The sequence below is a fragment of the Actinotignum timonense genome (assembly GCF_030216305.1).
GTDB lineage: Bacteria > Actinomycetota > Actinomycetes > Actinomycetales > Actinomycetaceae > Actinotignum > Actinotignum timonense_A.
Genome location: NZ_JASOKT010000001.1, coordinates 277,927 through 295,265, shown reverse-complemented (window position 1 = coordinate 295,265; position 17,339 = coordinate 277,927). Strand labels below are relative to the sequence as shown.

The window sequence follows — 17,339 nt, the reverse complement described above, 5'->3', positions numbered from 1 at the left end:
AATATACGCGGCCTACCGAACGGGTGGGGAGGTGCCATCTGGTACCTCCCCACCCGGGTCTGTATCTCATGAAGAAAAACCTGCTGCTGCCCTACCTCATCGGGCTCCTCGTTATCCTCGGCCTCACCCTACTGGTGTACCCGCATGCCGCCGCCTGGCTCTCCCAATACGAGCAATCCAAAATCACCGGCGCGTACTCCGATCAAATCGCCACCGCCCAGCCCGATAAAGAAACCCAGCTCGCCGCCGCGCACGCCTATAACGAAGCATTCAACGCCGGCGCAATCCTGGAAGCCAACGAACGCAAAGCCACCGGCACCGGCGACACCACCGCCGCAGACGGCATCTGGCCATACGAAAAAATTCTAGCCGCGGACTCCGAAGGCCTCATGGCCAGGCTCCGCATCCCCAATATCGACGTTGATTTACCCGTCTACCACGGCACCTCAGATGAGGTCCTCAACCGCGCGGCCGGCCACCTGGAAGGCACCTCGCTGCCGGTAGGCGGGCCGAGCACCCGCGCCGTCATCACCGCGCACCGCGGCCTCGCCAACGCACGCATGTTCACCGACCTCAACAAGGTCAACGTGGGGGATACCTTCACCATCGAAGTATTCGGTGACGTACTCACCTATCGCGTCCGGGATACCAAAGTGGTGGCCCCGGAAGATACCGATACCCTGCGGGTAGAAGAAGGAAAAGACCTCGTCACCCTGGTGACCTGCACCCCGCTCGGTATTAACTCCCATCGCATCCTGGTCACGGGGGAGCGCATTATTCCCACCCCGGTGGCAGACGTGAAAGCCGCGAATAAGCCCTCGGATCTGCCACGTTTCCCGTGGTTCGCCATCGCCTACGGGGCCGCAGTTCTGGGGACCATCGGCGTGCTCGGCCGCATGACCTGGAAAGAACGTCGCCGCGCCAAGAACAACGCCGCGAGCAAGGCAGCGTAGCGCCTGCGGAACAGCGAACGGGAGGGGTACTACTCAGAACCCCTCCCGTTCAGCTAAGCCAGTTCTTCTTCATCACGCAGAAACTCATCCCGCCCGATGGTGAAACGCCGCTTGCTTACCGGCGCGGGCGGGGATGGAAGCGCAATCGCGTCAAGATAAAAATCATTGACCCGCACCAGCAGCTGGAGCCGGCCCTGTTCCACCAGGTAGAAAGCACGCGGATGCGGGCCATCCAACCAGCCGCGATACACATCCAAATCCAGCACACTCAGCACAAAGAAACCAGCTGCCTTCAACCGATAGTGGCTCGGCCGGGCCTCCAGGTACCAAATCCGGGCATCCGGGAAGAGCTCACGCACCTGATCATCCGCATCGCGCCGCTCAGCCGCCGCGAGCTCGCACTTGTGCCGCTCCGGATCAGCCACCAGCTTGCTGCGCACGTTCTGCGTGGCCCGGCGCAGCACCACCGTGCCAAATTCGTCCATCGGCGTTTCCGGATTACGCATCGAGGGCCGTTTAGCCATCAGGCACCTTTCTTTCCGTGCTTCGTGGCAGCACCAGCATTCGTGGAAGCCGCATCGCGCCGCCAGCGCCATTGCCCACGGTAGCCATATTACGCGCGGCCTGAGTATCAGCTGCCGGAACGGCAGCTGCGGCGTCGTCGCCCTCACTAGAGCAGGGCGCGGGGAGGCTCCATTGCAGCGGAATCGCCCCGCGGCTGCGATCCGGATGCTGAATTACATCGAGGAGTCCCAGGATGGTGGGGGTGAGCGCCGTCGTTCCTGTGTACGCAAGATAGCGGGACTGCCAGCGCGGCTTGAACTTTTCCTTGTAGGAACGCAAGCCCTTGAAATTGTAGAGGCGGTCGCCGAAGTCGTAGATCACGCGCACCACCTTTTCGCGCGCCCGCGAAAAACGCGTGGTGCCCGTATTGGACATGGGTGCCATCCCCAGGTTCACGTGGGTGTAGCCGTTTTCTTTCGCCCATTCGATCAGCGAAACGAAAATGCCGTCCATGGTGCCGCCCGGAGCGTCGGGGCGAATGCGCATGAGGTCCACGGACGCAACACCCGGCGCCATCGGCATGAGGCTCGCGAAACCTTCGATACGTTCCTCCCCGCGCACCAGCAGCACCGGGGTGCGGCCAATATACGACGCATCAAAGAAACCGAGGGAGAAGCCCATTTCGGAACGTTTGCCCAGCCAGGCATCCGAAACTTCACGCAGCTCCCCAATGAATTCGGGAGTGTAAGGCGGGAAATGCACCTCGAAATGTGTGCCTTTTTCACCCATGCGGTTGCGCATGCGCCGGAACACCTTGCCCTTATTGCCCACATTGGAATAGGTGGCCAGGTCCACGGTGGCGTCCTCCCCGATTTTCACGAAGGAGAAACCGATATTCGCGCAGGCTCCCAGGTAGATATCCGCGATCTCGTAGATCGCCACCGAACAGCCGTGTTCATCGGCGTAGGTCACGAATTCCTCGAAGAGCTCCTCGAAGGAGGCTTCGTCCCCAAAGGGATCGCCGAGCACCAGCATGGAGGAACGGTAGGGGCGGTAGAGCAGCGCGGCGCGCCCATTCGAAGAATAAAAGACCTGCTTATCGCCCAGGTAGAAAAGATGCGTGAAGGCATTACCGGCATTGTGCTCGCTCATGAACGTTTCGAAACGATGCACATCCTCCGGGGTGGGCAGCTCAAAATGCGGGGCGCGCGAACGCGAGAAAAGCAGCGCGAGGGAAATGAGGGAAACGAAGCAGATCATGCTCACCCCGGTGAGTAGCGCGTGGGCGGTGGGGTATACGTGCGCCTGCGGGGCCCCATGGATCCAGCGCCAGGCGAAAATCCCGAGCGGGATCCCCACCGCGATGATCGCGGAAAAAGCGAAAGAACGCCATTCGAAGGGGAGCGGGTCGCGGTTGAAAGCCCCGCGCGCCAGGTAGAGCAAAATCGCGAAAAGAATAATGACGATAATCGCGCCGGTATCTAGCCCGCGCGCCACGGAAGCCACCGCCGCCACGCCCAGCAAAATCAAAATAATCGGGAAAATGCGGCTCACCCGCTGGCGTACCCCGCGCGCCAGAATCAGCAGCATAATCCCCACCAGCAGCGAAACGATACGCGAAGAGCGGATCATTTCGTGGGGGAGGAACACATGCAGCAGCGCCACCCGTGCGTAAAACGAAGGCGCGAAAGCATTGACGATGGAGAAAATCCCTAGAATCACCACCCCGGTGGAAAGCGCGTTAATGAGCCAGCGTTCGCGCTTCTCGCGATCCTCCAGGCCCAGGCGCGGGTAGGCGTATTCGGCCAGCCAGTACACGGTAGCGGCCAGCCACGGCAGCGCGTAGTAGGTGACGCGGTAGACGATAATCGCGAGCACCAGGGTCGAAGAATCAAAACCGAGGTGCTGGAAGAACACAATAACGGTGAGATCGAAAGTCCCCAGGCCCGCCGGAATAAAGCTGAGCAGGCCCACCAGGGTGGCGGTGGCGTACACAAATACCGCCTGCACGAAAGAAACTTCACCCAGGAAGGTGCGCACGCAAATCCAGAAGAACACCGCCGCGGCCAGCCAATCCGCAACGGAGGCAAAAAGCATCTGGAGTTTCTGCCGGAAATTCTGGGTGCCGATAGCGGTTGAGCGCAGGTCAATTTTCCAGAAATGGACCTTGCCGGCCAGGAAATACACTGGGATATACAGGCAGGCCACCACGGGGACCACCAGGAAACGCCCGTCGTAGCGGAAGGCGAAAGGCAAAGTGGTCAGCAGCATGGCGAAAAGCCCGAGCAGGTTTGCGGCCCACACCGCAACGCTGGCATCCACGGCGGCTTTCGTGGAGGCCCCGGCCCGCTTGTAGTAGCGCGAGCGAATCGCCCCGCCGGTCAGGCCGCCCAGCCCCGCGAAATTGTTGAAAGCCTGGGCGATCCACCCGATTTTCGCGGCGGTTCCCACCGGGATCTCCACCCCAAAATGCCGGGAGGCGAAGATGTCATAAATACCGGTGGCGGTAAAAGCCAGAAAACCGAGAGCCACCAGTTCCACGAGGATAATCGGAGGTGTTGAGCTCAGCACTTTCGCCATCTGTTCACCGCTCAGCTCCTTGAGCTGGCTGTGAGCCACGGCCGCCACGCCGGCGATCACCAGCACGTAGAAAGCGATTTTGAAGGGGCGGGGGTGGGAGCGGATGAAGGCGACAAGTCGCGACACCGGGGAACCTTTCTTCGACGACGACGCCCCGGCCCGCGTGCTCACTTTCGCGGCGCTGACCGGCCCGGGGCATCCTGAACCTTACTCATTATGCCCTTAAGGCGGGCCTTCGCGCCGGCCGCGCTGGGGCGGTGCGGGTGCGCAAATCCTGTGACAACTGTGCAAATTGGTGGGAGTTGTGATGTATGTCTTAACCGACACGCGGCGATTTCGCAGAAAATTCTCACTTTGGCGCCAGTTTCCGCTACATTTTTGCTTAGTGGTTCTTATGAGCCATGTACCTGAACAGATATCGAGAGGTATTTTCATGTCCGTTAACCGCACAGAGCTCATCGCAGCTATCGCCGACCGTTCCGGCCTGTCCAAGTCCGATGCCGATAAGGCGATCGCCGCGCTCCAGGAAGTGCTCGTCGATTCGCTTTCCAAGGGCGAAGCCGTGAAGATCACCGGCCTGCTCTCCGTGGAGCGCACCGAGCGCGCCGCCCGCAAGGGCCGCAACCCCCGCACCGGTGAAGAAATCGAGATTCCCGCCGGTTTCGGCGTGAAGATCTCGGCTGGATCCAACCTCAAGAAGGCTGTGTCCAACAAGTAGCCTGAGTTGCTTGTGAGTATCGCCTCCTCGGATCGTTCCGGGGAGGCGATTCTTGTGTGCGGGCGTGTTGAGGTACGACGGCGCTGCCGGGCTCCGGGCACTTTCGCTTCCCGCGCGAGGCGCCCCGGTGCGGCTTACCGGCAGCGGCTTCCCCACACCGGCGCGGGCCGTACAATAGAGCCCATGAGTACTTCCCTTCCCGATCCTTTAGGAACTCCGGGCGCGCCATCGGCCCCGGCCGGCCCGGCCACGGAATCTCAGCAATCCGTCGGGGTGCTGGAACGCACCGAAGAACGCCTTTCCCACGGTGACGAAGAGCGTTTCTCCCATTACGTCCGCAAGGACCGTCTTATGGCTTCCGCCGTGTACGGCCAGCCGGTGGTGGCGCTCTGCGGGAAGATTTGGATTCCTTCGCGCAACCCGGATCGCTACCCGGTGTGCCCCACCTGCAAGGAGATCCGCAAACAGATGGGCAACCAAGGCTCCGGATGGCCCTTCGGGCCGGACGTGCCGGGAAGTGGCAAGTGAGTCTGCACCGCTCGATTCCCGCTTCCACCCCGCATACCCCTTCCGTTTCCGCCGCTTCGAATCTCCCTCCGGCTTTCCCGGCCCGCGCGGCCTGGGGAACCACCTCGAGCCTGCGCTCCTGGCAGGCCGAAGCGCTGCGCCTCTACCTGGAGCGCATGCCCCGGGATTTCCTCGCGGTAGCTACCCCCGGGGCGGGTAAAACCACCTTCGCGCTGCGTGTCGCCGTCGAAATGCTGGCGCGCCACGAGGCCCGCACCATCACGGTGGTCTGCCCCACCGAACACCTGAAAACCCAGTGGGCGCAGGCCGCGGCCCGCGTGGGTATTCAGCTGGACGCCGATTTCACGAATGCCCAGCGCACCGAAGGTTCCTTCTTCAACGGGGTGTGCGTGACCTATGCCCAGGTAGCCGCTAACCCGGCCCTGCATCGCGAACGCACCAGTGCCCGGCCCACCTTCGTGATTCTGGACGAGATTCACCACGGTGGGGATGCTCTCTCCTGGGGCGATGGCATCCGCGAAGCCTTCACCCCGGCTACCCGCCGCCTGGCCCTCACCGGCACGCCGTTCCGCTCGGATACTTCACCCATTCCTTTCGTCACCTACGAACCGGATGGCTACGGGAACCTGCGCTCCAAAGCCGATTACACCTACGGTTACGCCCAGGCACTGCGCGACGGGGTGGTTCGGCCGGTTATTTTCCTGTCCTATTCGGGGCAGGTGCGCTGGCAAACTAAACAGGGTGACGTGGTGGCCGCGACCCTGGGCGAGCCGCTCACCAAAGATATGACGGCGCAGGCCTGGCGCACCGCCCTCAACCCGGGCGGGGAGTGGATCCCGGAGGTGCTGTCCGCCGCGAACGAACGCCTCACGGTGGTGCGCCGTTCGCTACCCGATTCGGGTGGGCTAGTGATCGCCTCCAACCAGAAGGATGCCCGCGCTTACGCGCAGATCCTCACCGAGATCACCGGGGAAGCACCCACCGTGGTGCTCTCCGATGATGCCGGCGCGAACGAAAAAATTGCGACCTTCGCGGATTCGGATTCCCGGTGGATGGTGGCGGTGCGGATGGTATCCGAAGGCGTGGACGTACCGCGCCTGGCCGTGGGCGTGTATGCCACCTCGGCTTCCACCCCGCTCTATTTCGCGCAGGCGATCGGGCGTTTCGTGCGGGCCCGGCGGCGCGGGGAAACCGCCACGGTGTTCCTGCCTTCCGTGCCGGTGCTCCTGGAGCTGGCCGCACAGATGGAAAAAGAACGCGACCACGCCATTTCGAAACAGGCGGAGGTGGCCGGTTGGGATGATGACCTGCTGGAGGCCGCCAACCGGGAAGACAAGGCCAGTGAGGAACTGGAGGGCCCGGGCTACGAGGCCCTGGAATCGGGGGCGCTTTTCGATAGGGCGCTCTTCGACGGCGGTGAATTCGGGCTCGGGGCGGCTGTCGGTTCGGAAGAAGAAGCTGATTTTCTGGGGATTCCCGGGCTGCTCGAACCCGAAGAAGTGACCACGCTGCTGCGCGCCCACCAGGCCGAGCAGGCAAAAAAGGCCCGCAATCAGCGCCCGGCCCCGGGTACCGATGAGCTCACCCGCCGGCGCACCGCACGCAAGGAACTCACCCAGCTGGTGGCGGCCTGGGCGAAGAAAACCGGGGACCCGCACGCCCTTATTCACACCGAGCTGCGCCGGGCCTGCGGTGGCCCGGAAGTGGCCCGGGCGAGCGCCGACCAGATCGAAGCGCGCGTGAAAACACTGCGGCGCTGGTTCGTGGGCCAGCGCTAAGCGCTTGAGGCCGCGTCGAACCAGCGCCGGGAAGGTGCGCGCCGCCTGTTTGGTTCCGCGCGTGTGGTCACGCGCGTGCGATCCACGGGCGGCCGCGCACAGCACACCGCGCCTGCCTCCGCGGCCAGTGCAATTAGCCGCAGCGAGCAGGAAGGCGAGCGGGAATTAAGCCGCGGCGTCGTCGCCCGGGAAAATATCCACCATGCGGGTGGGGATCGCGGGTTCCCCGGCGGAAAGGCGCCAGCCGTCGTAGGGGAGGGCGTCGCGCGAGGTGTCGTGGCGCAGGCGGGCGGCGGAGAGGACTTCCGTGCCGCAGTAGCGTTCGTCGATGGTGCCGGCTTCTACCAGGTGGACCTGGAGCGGGCGGGCGCCCTGTTTCTCCAGGTAGGCTAGGCCCTCGGCGAAACTGGAGGCGCTCACCACGAGTTCCTCGGTGGCGTGCCCACCGCTTTCCAGGCGCCCGGCAACCTTGAGCCCGCCCACCGAAGCCTTATTCTCCGAAGCCTTCGCGACCTCTTCGGGCCGGCCATCCGCACCTTCGCGCTGGACCAGCTTGTAGACCATTTGCGCGGTGGGAACTCCCGAGCCGGTGACCAGGCGGGTGCCTACCCCGTAGCCGTCCACCGGGGCGGAATTGAGGGAGGCGATTGCGTACTCATCAAGATCCGAGGTGACGGTGATCTTCGTGGAGGTGGCACCCAGGCGATCCAGCTGCTCACGCACCTTGAAGGCAGTGGCGATCAAATCACCCGAATCGATACGCACCGCGCCGATCTCACCGCCGGCCGCGCGTCCGGCCGCCACCGCATTCTCCACACCCTGCGCGATATTGTAGGTATCCACTAGCAGCGTGGTGCCGGTGCCCATGGCCGCGATCTGAGTATCAAAAGCCTCGCGCTCCGAATCGTGGACCAGGGTGAAGGAATGCGCCGAGGTGCCCGAAACCGGAATCCCGTACTGGCGCCCGGCCTCCAGATCCGAGGTGCCCACGAAACCGGCGATATAGGCCGCGCGGGCCGCGGAAACCGCGCTGCGTTCGTGGGTGCGGCGCGCCCCGAAGTCCACGCAGGGCCGCCCGTGCGCGGCAATCGTCATGCGCGAGGCAGCCGTGGCGACCGCCGAGTCATAATTGAAAATAGAAAGCGCGAGGGTTTCCAGCACGCAGCATTCCGCGAAGGTGCCCACCGCGGTGAGAATGGGGGAACCGGGGAAGTACATTTCACCTTCCGCGTAACCCCAAATATCACCGGAGAAACGGAAGGTGCGCAGCCACTCCAGGGTGGAATCGGAAACGATTTTATTGGCGCGCAGGTACTCAATTTCTTCTTCCCCGAAGCGGAAATTTTTCAGGGCGTCGAGGAGGCGGCCCGTGCCGGCCACCACCCCGTAACGGCGCCCGCCCGGGAGCCGGCGCGCAAAAATCTCAAAAACGGCCCGCCGTTGGGCCTTTCCCGACTGCATGGCCGCATCCACCATGGTCAGCTCGTACATATCAGTGAGCAAAGCAGTTGAAACACTCATATGCCTGAGTCTACCCGCGTCCGCCTGAGCTGGCCGGGGATGATTGGCCGCGCCGGCTAGAGCTTGGCACTAGGATGGAGATATGAGCGCGCACACATCTCCTGAAGATTTAGGGGCCAGCAGCCCGGCAAGCCGCACCGAAAGCGTCACGCTTTTTGAAGCGGTCACCGGCCCGGCCCGCGCCTGGCGCACCGTTGTGCACGATGACCCGATTAACCTCATGAGCTATGTGCAGTGGGTGTTCCAATCCTACTTTGGCCATTCGGCCGACCGCGCCCTCACCCTCATGTTAGAGGTCCATACCCGCGGGCGCGCCGTCGTATCAACCGGACCGCGCGAGCAGATGGAAACAGACGCCCGGGCCATGCACACCTACGGACTGCTCGCCACCATCGAAGAAGAACCGGAAGGTGGGAGATAATATGCTGCCCTTCCGCCCCGCCCGCGGCGGTTACCGTGCCAGCGTTGACGCGACCGAACGGCAACTTTTTGCCGGACTCGCGCGCGACGTCGCAACTCTGCTCGGCTACAACCTGGACGAGGAAATGGAATCACGTTCCAGCGATGTACTCGCCTCTTACGAACGCGAATTAGCCGACCTGGAAACCACCCGCTGCTACACCCCGGCCTGCGATATGGATACTGCCCTCGCCCGGCTCCTGCCCGATATGTCCGAGGAACCCGAGCTCGCTGACGAATTGCGCGCCCTCACCGAATCCGCCGTCTGCCACACAAAAATCCGTAATCTGCTGGTCTTCTACAGCTCGCTGGCGAGCGAGGCTGTGTGGGTGAGTAATGAAGATGCCGGTAGCTGGCTGGCCGGCGCGAATGATATCCGCATCGTGCTTGGCACCCGCCGCGATATCACCACCGCGGCGGAATCCGAGGCCGTGACCTCCCGCGCGCTCGACATTATGGAATCGGAGCGCCCCCAAATCGATACCACCGATGACATGATCGGCGTGCTCTACGTAATTATTGCGTGGTGGCAAGATTCACTCATCACTGCCATTCAGAACAAGGACCTGCGGCGGTAACTTGACAGTATGGATTCCCGTCCCATTGGCATTTTTGATTCCGGCGTAGGTGGCCTCACGGTCGCGCGCGCCATTATTGACCAGCTCCCCGGCGAATCCATCACCTATATCGGGGATACCGCCCACTGCCCCTACGGCACCAAAACCATCCCCGAGGTACGCGCTTACGCGATGGACATCATGGAGAAACTGGTGGGCTCCGGCGTAAAAATGCTGGTGATCGCCTGTAATTCCGCTACCTCCGCCGCGCTCGCGGATGCCCGGCAGCGTTTCGCCACGGAGATGGGCATCCCGGTGCTCGAGGTGATCCGCCCGGCGGTGCGCCGCGCGGTGCGGGCCACCCGGAACGGGAAAATCGGGGTGATTGCCACCCCGGCCACCATCGAATCGGGGGCCTATCAGGATGCTTTTACGGCCGCCCCGAATCTGGAACTGACCACCCGGGCCTGCCCGCAGTTCGTGGAGCTGGTGGAACAGGGGCAGACGGCCGGCGCTCAGGTGCAGGCGGTTGCCGAACATTACCTCGCTCCGGTGCGGGCAGCCGGGGTGGACACCCTGGTGCTGGGCTGCACCCACTACCCGCTGCTCGCTGGCGTGATCTCCTACACCATGGGGGAGGATGTGACCATCGTGTCCTCCGCGGATGAAACCGCCCGCGATGTCTACCGCGAACTAGCCACCCGCGATATGTTTGCCGGCCCGGGAACCCCCCGGCGCCGCTTCTACGCCACCGGCGACCCGGTGAGTTTCGGGCACCTCGCCCGCAGATTCCTCGGTCCGGAAGTAGGAACCGTGCTATCTACGGAGGAGCTCTCGGCATGAGACTGACGATCATTGGATGTTCCGGCTCGATGTCCGGGCCGGAATCACCCGCCTCGGCCTACCTGGTGCAGGCGGAAGGAATCGACGCGCACGGCGCCCCGCGCACCTACACCTTCACTCTGGATTTCGGCCCCGGCGCCATGGGCCATCTGCTGCGCTATACCGACCCGGCCCTCCTGGACGCCATGGTGATTTCCCACCTCCACGCCGACCACTGCGCGGACCTCATCGGGATGCAGGTCTACCGGCGCTGGCATCCGTCCGGCCCGCTGCCCCGGGTGGCGGTGTACAGCCCCGGGGATGCGCGGCGGCGCGCCCGCCAACTGGGCGACGACGGCTCGGAAGAAACCTACGACGACGTTTTCGACTTCCGCCAGGTCCGCGCCGGGGATACGTTCCGCGTTGGTCCCATGACCATCCAGGCTTTCCCTGCCCTCCACACCGTGGAAACTTTCGCCTACCGGATCACCGGCCCCTCGGATCTGCGCCCCGGGGAGAACGTGGTGCTCACCTTCACGGGGGATACGGATATGTGCGACGGCGTCGTCGCCGCGGCGCGCGGCGCCGATTTGCTCCTTTCCGAATGCGCTTATGAAGACGGGCGGGATACCGTGCGCGGCATTCACCTCACGGGTTCGCGGGCCGGGGCGCTGGCCGCGCAGGCCGGGGCCCATGAGATGCTCCTCACCCACCTCCAGCCGTGGACGGATCGGGAATCCGTACGGGCCGCGGCGCGGGAAGAATACGAGGGCCGGGTGGCCTGCGTGCGGGCCGGGGAAGCCTTCCGGATCTAAGTGGACTTGGGCGGGGCTGCGGGGGCTTGGTTTGGCATCAGCTGGCTATGCGGATTTTTCATGTCGTAGCGGCGCGGTAGCCTTAAGCCATGACTGAAAAGAACTCCAGCGCTACGCGAGCGGACGGGCGCGCCGTAGATGAGATGCGCCCTGTCACTATTGACCGCCACTATTTTGAGACCGGGGAAGGCAGTGTGCTGGTGCGCTTCGGGCGCACCACCGTGCTCTGCGTTGCTTCCTTTGAAGAAGGGGTGCCGCGCTGGCGCAAAGGCAGCGGGGAAGGCTGGGTAACCGCCGAATACTCCATGCTTCCGCGCGCTACCTCGGATCGTTCCCCGCGCGAATCCGTGCGCGGGAAAATCGGGGGCCGCACCCATGAGATTTCGCGGTTGATTGGCCGCAGCCTGCGCGCCGCCGTTGATATGAAAGCCCTGGGGGAGAACACCATCACCCTGGATTGCGATGTGTTGCAGGCCGACGGCGGAACTCGCACCGCGGCCATTACCGGCGCTTTCGTGGCTCTGGCGGATGCCATCTCCTGGGCTCGGGCACGTAAGTTGGTGCGCCGCCCGGTCCTCACCACCTCGGTTTCCGCGGTTTCGGTGGGCATCATTGATGGCCAGCCGCGGCTCGATCTTCCTTATGAAGAAGATGTGCGCGCTGATACCGATATGAATATCGTGGCGCTGGGCAGCGGGGATTACGTGGAGGTTCAGGGAACCGCGGAGCACCACCCCTTCAACCGCGCTGATCTTGGGGCTCTCCTTGACCTGGCTGATAAGGGCACGCGTGAACTTCGCGAACTCCAGCATCGGGTGCTGTTCGAGGGGGAGAATCCGGTACGTAGCGATGTTTTTACCGGCGGTGACCAGTGGAAGTAGCGCAGCCGCGGCGCGTCGTCGTCGCTACCGGAAATGCCCATAAAGTCACGGAACTTCGCAATATTCTGGCGCCGTGCTTGCAGGAAATTGAGCTCGTCTCCGGCGCGGAGTTCGCGGTTCCTGAACCGGTGGAAGATGGCACCACCTTCGCGCAGAACGCGCTGATCAAGGCACGGGCCTTCGCGCGGGCTACCGGCCTGCCGGCTATTGCTGATGATTCGGGCCTGTGCGTAGACATTCTAGGAGGGGCGCCCGGGATTTTTTCGGCGCGCTGGAGCGGTCACCACGGAAACGACGCCGCGAACCGCCAGCTCCTCCTCGCCCAGCTCGCGGATGTGCCGCTGGCCAATCGGGGTGCTCATTTCCATTGTGCGGCCGCGCTGGTAACCCCGGAGGGCCGTGAGGAAGTACGCGAAGGCGAAATGCCGGGCAGCCTCCTCACCGCCGAGCGCGGCAGCGGGGGCTTCGGCTATGACCCGATCTTCGCGCCGGCCGGTTCCAGCCGTTCCAACGCGGAATTGAGCCCGGAAGAAAAGGATGCTATCTCCCACCGCGGCAAGGCATTTGCCCAGCTGGCGCCGGTGATCGTGCAGGTGCTAGCCGAGCGGGCTTAGCAGCGGCCAATATAGCCGAGGGCTGCGCGCAGGAGGGCGGCGTGCCCATCGGACATTTCCGCCTGCAGCTCCGCGGTGCGTGCCTCCCCGGGCGTGAACCAGGTGAATTCCAGGGAGTCATTTCCCGGATCGCAATCCCCGTGAATGGGGATGATATAGGCCAGGTCTACCCGGTGCTGGCGCGCATCGTAATACCCGGCCTCCGGTTCGGGAGTTGGGAAGTATTCGGTGACGGTGAAGGGCGCCAGGTAGGGCGGCAGTTGAGGAAGTGCCACCGAACCGAGGTCTTTATCGATATGGCGGATAAGCGCGGCGCGCACCGGTTCGTGGAACAGTACCCGCCCCGAGGGGAACTCCCGCAAAATCCCCTCAGAATCGGCACGCAGCAGCATCCCGATAGCGATCACCCGCCCGGTTTCATCCAGGCGAACCGGCACAATATCCACGTACACCATCGGGACCTTGTGCCGGACAAATTCGAGTTCCTCGGGGCTGAGCCACGGACCCATATCAGCTGCGTCGACTTCACTCATGTTCTTAATTTTGCCGGGCTTTACGGCCGCGTGGTCCACTCCACGCTACCCGCGAAACATCTGCATTTTCGCGTAGAGCACCGGCGCGGGCGGGGTGCGGCGCGCCATGTGGAAGCTAGACTGAGTGGCATGCGCCAAGCTCGATATCTCAACTGCCTCGCCCTCGCCATTCTTGCGTTGGGCGTGCTCACCCTCGCTGTGGGCTGGTATATCGCCATCAGCGGGCATGCCCTTCCGCAATACGGAGTGATTCTCGCGCTCGGAACGGTCGGAGCGGTGGCGTGCGGGCTCGGGTACTGGAGTGAACGTCCCTGGATATTCGGGGCCGGCGCGGTGTTTATGCTGTGGTTCGCGCCCACGCCTCTGGGCCTGTGGCCTCTCGGGATTGGTATCGCCATGCTTATCGCGTGGGCCGTGCTTATTGTGAAGGAAAATAATGTTAAATTCTGGTGATCGTGCCCCGGATTTCACCTTGGAAAGTACTGCGGGAATCTTCCGTCTTTCTGAACATTTGAACGACGGCGCCCGCGGAGTCATCGTGTACTTTTACCCGAAAGCAAATACCCCAGGGTGTACTACCGAAGCCTGCGATTTCGGCGATAACCTCAATTCCCTGCGCTCGGCCGGCTACGCCGTGGTGGGAGTTTCCCCGGATTCGCTCACTTCGCTGGAGAAATTCCGGGAGAAGCAAGGCCTCAACTTTGTGCTCGCCTCGGATCCAGATCATGCCGTGGCAAGTGAATGGGGTGCCTGGGGAGAAAAGCAAAACTGGGGTAAAACGGTTATTGGAATGCGCCGCTCCACCGTGGTGGTCAATCCGGATGGCACCGTGGCAGCGGCTTTCTACAATGTGAAAGCCACCGGGCATGTGGCGCGGCTGCGCCGCGATCTCGGTATCGACGAATAATCAGGAAAGGCGCGGGGCCGGAACGCTGGCTCGGCATTGTGATCGTGCGGTAGTTTTCTGATCTTTCGGTCCTTTCGGCGTTCCCGGCCTTTTCTGGCTTTCCTGGCCGTTTCCGAATTTTCCTACACCGGGAAATCCGCTAGGATAGACCGGTACGCGCGCGTGGCGGAACTGGTAGACGCGCTGGATTTAGGTTCCAGTGCCTTTGGGCGTGAGGGTTCGAGTCCCTCCGTGCGCACTCTTTGCGGCCTTACTTATCTGCGGGTATATGTAGGCCGACGCCGCTACTGGCACAGGGCCGCCCGCATGACCTCCACGGGAATGTCGGTGCGGCCCAGCCAGATTTCTTCGGCGAAAACGCCCTGCCACAGCAGCATATCCAGGCCGGATACGCATCCCGCGCCGGCGCGGCGGGCTCGCTGTAGCAACTCCGTTTCCAGCGGCTCGTACACCGCATCAAAAACAATATGGCCCGGGTGCAGCCAGCTTTCGGGGATCAGAGCACCCGGATGGGTGCTCATGCCCACGCTCGTGGCATTGACCAGAAGGGAAGCGGCCTCAACCTCGCGGCGCAGCGCATGCTCATCAGCAAGGTCACAAAGCTGGGCATCCACACCGGTTTCGGCACGCAAACGAGCCAAAATCTCGATAGCGCGCTCGTAATTCTGCCCGCGCCGCGAAAATACCCGGATACGGGATACACCTTCGAGGGCAGCCCGGGTATAGATCGCGCGCGAAGCTCCACCCGCCCCTAAAATCACCACCGAATCGCCAGGATCGTATCCGGCTGCCCGCACCGCCGCGAAAGCACCGCGGCCATCGGTATTGTGCCCGACCGTGCTCCCATCCTCGCGGATGTGAACGGTGTTTACGGACTCCATGAGCCGGGCATCGTCGGAGAGCTTATCAACGCTCTCATAGACGGCAGTTTTATGCGGCATGGTCACGTTAAAACCGCCAAAACCCAGGTTTCGTAAAGCTACGACTGCCCGCGCACCCGCGTCCGGAGCAATATCAAAAGCCAGGTAAACAGCGTTTACACCCAGGTGTCCGAAAGAAGCATTATGCATAGCGGGGGAGCGGGAATGGCCCACCGGGTGCCCGATCACGGCATAACTAACCGTGCGCCCATCAATTCCCATCGCGTTACTTCTCGCCGCCGGCCGGCTCGCCAGACTGCTGCCCCTTGCGCTCCCCGAGCTGCCCGGCCGCGCCACGCCCACCGCGCTCGCCGCGCCGCCGCAGTCGTTCGAGCCGGCGCTGCGCACGCCGTTCCTTCCGGGCCGCCCGCCGGCGTTCCTTCGCCTCCGATTTCTTTGTGGACTCGGAATGATTCGCCCCGTAAATGCCATCCACCACATCGCGGTACCGTTCGAGCACCACTTCGCGGCGTACCTTCAGAGAGGGCGTGAGTAGGCCATTTGCCTCGCTGAAATCACCGGGCACAATCACGAATTTCCGGATCGATTCCGCCCGCGAAACCTGCGCATTGGTGCGGTCAATCGCCCGCTGGAGCGAAGCGTTCACGGCCTCGGAATTCATCGCTTCGGCCGGGCTCATCTTCGGCAAGCCGTGCGAGGAAAGCCAGGAGGGAAGCATCTGCGCATCCAGAGTAATGAGCGCAGAAATGAAAGGCTCCCCATCACCCAAAACCACCACATTAGAAATGAGGGGATGGGAGCTCAGCTTATCTTCCAGCACCGCCGGTGCCACATTCTTACCGCCGGCCGTCACAATGAGATGCTTCTTCCGCCCAGTAATCGTGAGGTTGCCGCGCTTATCGAGAGTCCCGAGATCCCCAGTGTGGAACCAGCCGTCCGCGAAGGCAGCCGCGGTAGCTTCGGGATTGTTATGGTAACCGCGGAAGACAGAGTGGCCCTTGACCAAGACTTCGCCGTCGTCGGCAAGTTTAATACGCATGCCCGGAAGCGGCCATCCAACGGTACCCAGCACGGGATTCGCCGCGCGCGTGGCATTTGCCGGACCGGTGGTTTCCGTGAGGCCGTAACCTTCCACCACGGTGAGCCCGATGCCGCGGTAGAAGCGCCCCAGGCGGGTGCCCAGCGGCGCCCCGGCGGAAATCGCGAAACGAATCCGCCCGCCCATCGCCTCGCGCAATTTGTTGAAGACCAGTTTGCGTGCCAGTGCGCGTTTCACCGCGAAAATAGGGCTGCGCCGGCGCCGGGTGCCGTTCTGCACCGCAATATCGGCCGCCCACCGGAAAATCCGGCGCCGCAGACCCGCCCCGGCTTTCGCCTCGGCCGCGTTATAGACCTTTTCCAAAACGCGCGGCACCACCAGCAGGAGGGTGGGTTTGAAAGTCTCCAGGTCGCTCATGAGGTTCTTGAGATTCCCCACGAAGCCCACCGAAATACGGGTGGCTAGCCCGAAGTAGGCGCAAATCCTCCCCATCACATGCGCCATGGGCAGGAACAGCAACAGCGAAGCCTGTGGATTATTGAGAATCTCCGGTTCGTAATGCCAGGTCCCCAGCACGGTACGCGCGAAATTCCCGTGGGTGAGTTCCACGCCCTTGGGATCCCCGGTGGTGCCCGAGGTGTAAATAATGGTGGCGAGCGAATCGGCCGTAACCGCCGCGATGCGGGCGTCCAGGTCTTCTTCGGGAACTTCAAGAGCCGCGGCATTGAGCGCAGCGCGCCAATCTTCCGTCATGACGGTTGCGGGCGGAATCGCGGGCGGGGTCACCGAATCCACTAATTCCGCGTGGGCGCGAGTATCGGTGAAAATATGGGTAATCTGCGCATCGGCAACCATCCACGCGATCTGCTTCGCGGAACTTGTTTCATAAATAGGAACGGGCACCACCCCGATATGCAAAGCGGCCGCGTCCAGCAGCGCCCACTCGTAGGAGGTTGCCGCGAGGATCCCGATGCGTTCGCCATGCCCGAGCCCCAGGCCGATGAGCCCGCGGGCGGTAAGCCGCACCTGCTCGAGGAATTCCGTAATCGTCAACGGTTTCCAGTTCCCGCCAATCGAGCTCTGGATATGCACCGCGATATCGCGCGGATGCTTGCGTTGCCGCTGCGCGAGCAGCCACGGAACCGTGTGATACGACTCGTTCTTGAAAGGAGCTTTTTGCGATAGGGAACCATCGCGATGCTTCTTCATCTATCCTCCTGCATGGGCCTGCCCGCGGCGCGGGTGCGGC

The 17,339-nt window shown here is 62.9% G+C and carries 18 protein-coding genes and 1 tRNA gene; 13 read left to right on the top strand and 6 right to left on the bottom strand.

What is annotated here, in order from left to right; translation table 11 throughout:
* Positions 1-68: 68 nt before the first annotated feature.
* Positions 69-953 (top strand): class C sortase, encoded by an 885-nt coding sequence (locus QP305_RS01345; protein ID WP_284903457.1) that lies wholly within the window; start codon positions 69-71, stop codon positions 951-953.
* Positions 954-1,006: 53 nt separating this feature from the next.
* Here QP305_RS01345 and QP305_RS01340 read toward each other — a convergent pair whose 3' ends face one another.
* Both QP305_RS01340 and mprF read right to left on the bottom strand, forming a co-directional pair.
* Positions 1,007-1,477, bottom strand: coding sequence for a hypothetical protein (locus QP305_RS01340; protein WP_284903456.1), 471 nt, complete (start codon positions 1,475-1,477; stop codon positions 1,007-1,009).
* Positions 1,470-4,163 carry a bifunctional lysylphosphatidylglycerol flippase/synthetase MprF gene (mprF, locus tag QP305_RS01335; RefSeq protein WP_284903455.1) on the bottom strand — a complete coding sequence of 898 codons (2,694 nt, stop codon included), beginning with the start codon at positions 4,161-4,163 and terminating at the stop codon, positions 1,470-1,472. Before mprF ends, QP305_RS01340 begins: the two co-directional genes overlap by 8 nt.
* Before the next feature lie 307 nt (positions 4,164-4,470).
* Here mprF and QP305_RS01330 point away from each other — a divergent pair, with 307 nt between their 5' ends.
* From QP305_RS01330 to QP305_RS01320, 3 genes are all read left to right on the top strand, one after another.
* Positions 4,471-4,755, top strand: a complete 285-nt coding sequence (locus tag QP305_RS01330) for an HU family DNA-binding protein (RefSeq protein WP_026429495.1) — start codon at positions 4,471-4,473, stop codon at positions 4,753-4,755.
* Between the two features lie 183 nt (positions 4,756-4,938).
* Positions 4,939-5,283: a DUF3039 domain-containing protein gene (locus QP305_RS01325; RefSeq protein WP_026429494.1), complete on the top strand. Its 345-nt coding sequence runs from the start codon at positions 4,939-4,941 to the stop codon at positions 5,281-5,283.
* On the top strand, positions 5,244-7,061 hold the full coding sequence (locus QP305_RS01320; protein ID WP_284903454.1) for a DEAD/DEAH box helicase: 1,818 nt from the start codon (positions 5,244-5,246) through the stop codon (positions 7,059-7,061). The genes QP305_RS01325 and QP305_RS01320 overlap by 40 nt, the downstream gene beginning before the upstream one ends.
* A gap of 165 nt (positions 7,062-7,226) precedes the next feature.
* On the opposite strand, the gene QP305_RS01315 is transcribed toward QP305_RS01320, so the two are convergent.
* Complete coding sequence (locus QP305_RS01315; RefSeq protein WP_026429492.1) at positions 7,227-8,582, bottom strand: nicotinate phosphoribosyltransferase; 1,356 nt, start codon at positions 8,580-8,582, stop codon at positions 7,227-7,229.
* Between the two features lie 82 nt (positions 8,583-8,664).
* Here QP305_RS01315 and clpS point away from each other — a divergent pair, with 82 nt between their 5' ends.
* The 6 genes from clpS to rdgB all read left to right on the top strand — a co-directional run bounded on the left by clpS (position 8,665) and on the right by rdgB (position 12,730).
* Positions 8,665-9,003: an ATP-dependent Clp protease adapter ClpS gene (gene clpS, locus QP305_RS01310; RefSeq protein WP_284883395.1), complete on the top strand. Its 339-nt coding sequence runs from the start codon at positions 8,665-8,667 to the stop codon at positions 9,001-9,003.
* The gene (locus QP305_RS01305; RefSeq protein WP_284903453.1) at positions 8,993-9,619 is read left to right on the top strand and encodes a DUF2017 family protein; all 627 of its coding nucleotides are present in this window, start codon (positions 8,993-8,995) and stop codon (positions 9,617-9,619) included. Before clpS ends, QP305_RS01305 begins: the two co-directional genes overlap by 11 nt.
* Before the next feature lie 9 nt (positions 9,620-9,628).
* Positions 9,629-10,441 (top strand): glutamate racemase, encoded by an 813-nt coding sequence (murI, locus tag QP305_RS01300; protein WP_087070908.1) that lies wholly within the window; start codon positions 9,629-9,631, stop codon positions 10,439-10,441.
* Complete coding sequence (locus QP305_RS01295) at positions 10,438-11,235, top strand: MBL fold metallo-hydrolase (RefSeq protein WP_284903452.1); 798 nt, start codon at positions 10,438-10,440, stop codon at positions 11,233-11,235. Before murI ends, QP305_RS01295 begins: the two co-directional genes overlap by 4 nt.
* 89 nt (positions 11,236-11,324) lie before the next feature.
* Positions 11,325-12,116: a ribonuclease PH gene (rph, locus tag QP305_RS01290; protein WP_284903449.1), complete on the top strand. Its 792-nt coding sequence runs from the start codon at positions 11,325-11,327 to the stop codon at positions 12,114-12,116.
* Positions 12,107-12,730, top strand: a complete 624-nt coding sequence (gene rdgB, locus QP305_RS01285) for an RdgB/HAM1 family non-canonical purine NTP pyrophosphatase (protein WP_284903447.1) — start codon at positions 12,107-12,109, stop codon at positions 12,728-12,730. Before rph ends, rdgB begins: the two co-directional genes overlap by 10 nt.
* Here the strand turns inward: rdgB and QP305_RS01280 are convergent.
* Positions 12,727-13,263 carry a DUF4916 domain-containing protein gene (locus tag QP305_RS01280; protein WP_026429485.1) on the bottom strand — a complete coding sequence of 179 codons (537 nt, stop codon included), beginning with the start codon at positions 13,261-13,263 and terminating at the stop codon, positions 12,727-12,729. The genes rdgB and QP305_RS01280 overlap by 4 nt on opposite strands.
* 129 nt (positions 13,264-13,392) lie before the next feature.
* Here QP305_RS01280 and QP305_RS01275 point away from each other — a divergent pair, with 129 nt between their 5' ends.
* The 3 genes from QP305_RS01275 (at position 13,393) to QP305_RS01265 (ending at position 14,408) form a co-directional block, all read left to right on the top strand.
* Positions 13,393-13,716 (top strand): hypothetical protein, encoded by a 324-nt coding sequence (locus QP305_RS01275; RefSeq protein ID WP_284903444.1) that lies wholly within the window; start codon positions 13,393-13,395, stop codon positions 13,714-13,716.
* Positions 13,700-14,170: a peroxiredoxin gene (locus QP305_RS01270; protein WP_284903443.1), complete on the top strand. Its 471-nt coding sequence runs from the start codon at positions 13,700-13,702 to the stop codon at positions 14,168-14,170. Before QP305_RS01275 ends, QP305_RS01270 begins: the two co-directional genes overlap by 17 nt.
* Before the next feature lie 156 nt (positions 14,171-14,326).
* Positions 14,327-14,408, top strand: a tRNA-Leu gene (locus QP305_RS01265).
* 46 nt (positions 14,409-14,454) lie between these two features.
* On the opposite strand, the gene aroE is transcribed toward QP305_RS01265, so the two are convergent.
* Together aroE and QP305_RS01255 are read right to left on the bottom strand one after the other, a co-directional pair.
* Positions 14,455-15,312, bottom strand: a complete 858-nt coding sequence (gene aroE, locus QP305_RS01260; RefSeq protein ID WP_284903441.1) for a shikimate dehydrogenase — start codon at positions 15,310-15,312, stop codon at positions 14,455-14,457.
* A 4-nt stretch (positions 15,313-15,316) separates the two neighbouring features.
* The gene (locus QP305_RS01255; protein ID WP_284903439.1) at positions 15,317-17,299 is read right to left on the bottom strand and encodes an AMP-dependent synthetase/ligase; all 1,983 of its coding nucleotides are present in this window, start codon (positions 17,297-17,299) and stop codon (positions 15,317-15,319) included.
* Between the last annotated feature and the right edge of the window lie 40 nt (positions 17,300-17,339).

Excerpts from the sequence above, each read along its gene's own strand:
- QP305_RS01345 (WP_284903457.1), top strand. The coding sequence starts at position 69 with ATGAAGAAAAACCTGCTGCTGCCCTACCTCATCGGGCTCCTCGTTATC.
- QP305_RS01340 (WP_284903456.1), bottom strand. The coding sequence starts at position 1,477 with ATGGCTAAACGGCCCTCGATGCGTAATCCGGAAACGCCGATGGACGAA.
- QP305_RS01330 (WP_026429495.1), top strand. The coding sequence starts at position 4,471 with ATGTCCGTTAACCGCACAGAGCTCATCGCAGCTATCGCCGACCGTTCC.
- QP305_RS01325 (WP_026429494.1), top strand. The coding sequence starts at position 4,939 with ATGAGTACTTCCCTTCCCGATCCTTTAGGAACTCCGGGCGCGCCATCG.
- QP305_RS01320 (WP_284903454.1), top strand. The coding sequence starts at position 5,244 with ATGGCCCTTCGGGCCGGACGTGCCGGGAAGTGGCAAGTGAGTCTGCAC.
- QP305_RS01315 (WP_026429492.1), bottom strand. The coding sequence starts at position 8,582 with ATGAGTGTTTCAACTGCTTTGCTCACTGATATGTACGAGCTGACCATG.
- clpS (WP_284883395.1), top strand. The coding sequence starts at position 8,665 with ATGAGCGCGCACACATCTCCTGAAGATTTAGGGGCCAGCAGCCCGGCA.
- murI (WP_087070908.1), top strand. The coding sequence starts at position 9,629 with ATGGATTCCCGTCCCATTGGCATTTTTGATTCCGGCGTAGGTGGCCTC.
- QP305_RS01295 (WP_284903452.1), top strand. The coding sequence starts at position 10,438 with ATGAGACTGACGATCATTGGATGTTCCGGCTCGATGTCCGGGCCGGAA.
- rph (WP_284903449.1), top strand. The coding sequence starts at position 11,325 with ATGACTGAAAAGAACTCCAGCGCTACGCGAGCGGACGGGCGCGCCGTA.
- QP305_RS01280 (WP_026429485.1), bottom strand. The coding sequence starts at position 13,263 with ATGAGTGAAGTCGACGCAGCTGATATGGGTCCGTGGCTCAGCCCCGAG.
- QP305_RS01275 (WP_284903444.1), top strand. The coding sequence starts at position 13,393 with ATGCGCCAAGCTCGATATCTCAACTGCCTCGCCCTCGCCATTCTTGCG.
- QP305_RS01270 (WP_284903443.1), top strand. The coding sequence starts at position 13,700 with ATGTTAAATTCTGGTGATCGTGCCCCGGATTTCACCTTGGAAAGTACT.
- aroE (WP_284903441.1), bottom strand. The coding sequence starts at position 15,312 with ATGGGAATTGATGGGCGCACGGTTAGTTATGCCGTGATCGGGCACCCG.
- QP305_RS01255 (WP_284903439.1), bottom strand. The coding sequence starts at position 17,299 with ATGAAGAAGCATCGCGATGGTTCCCTATCGCAAAAAGCTCCTTTCAAG.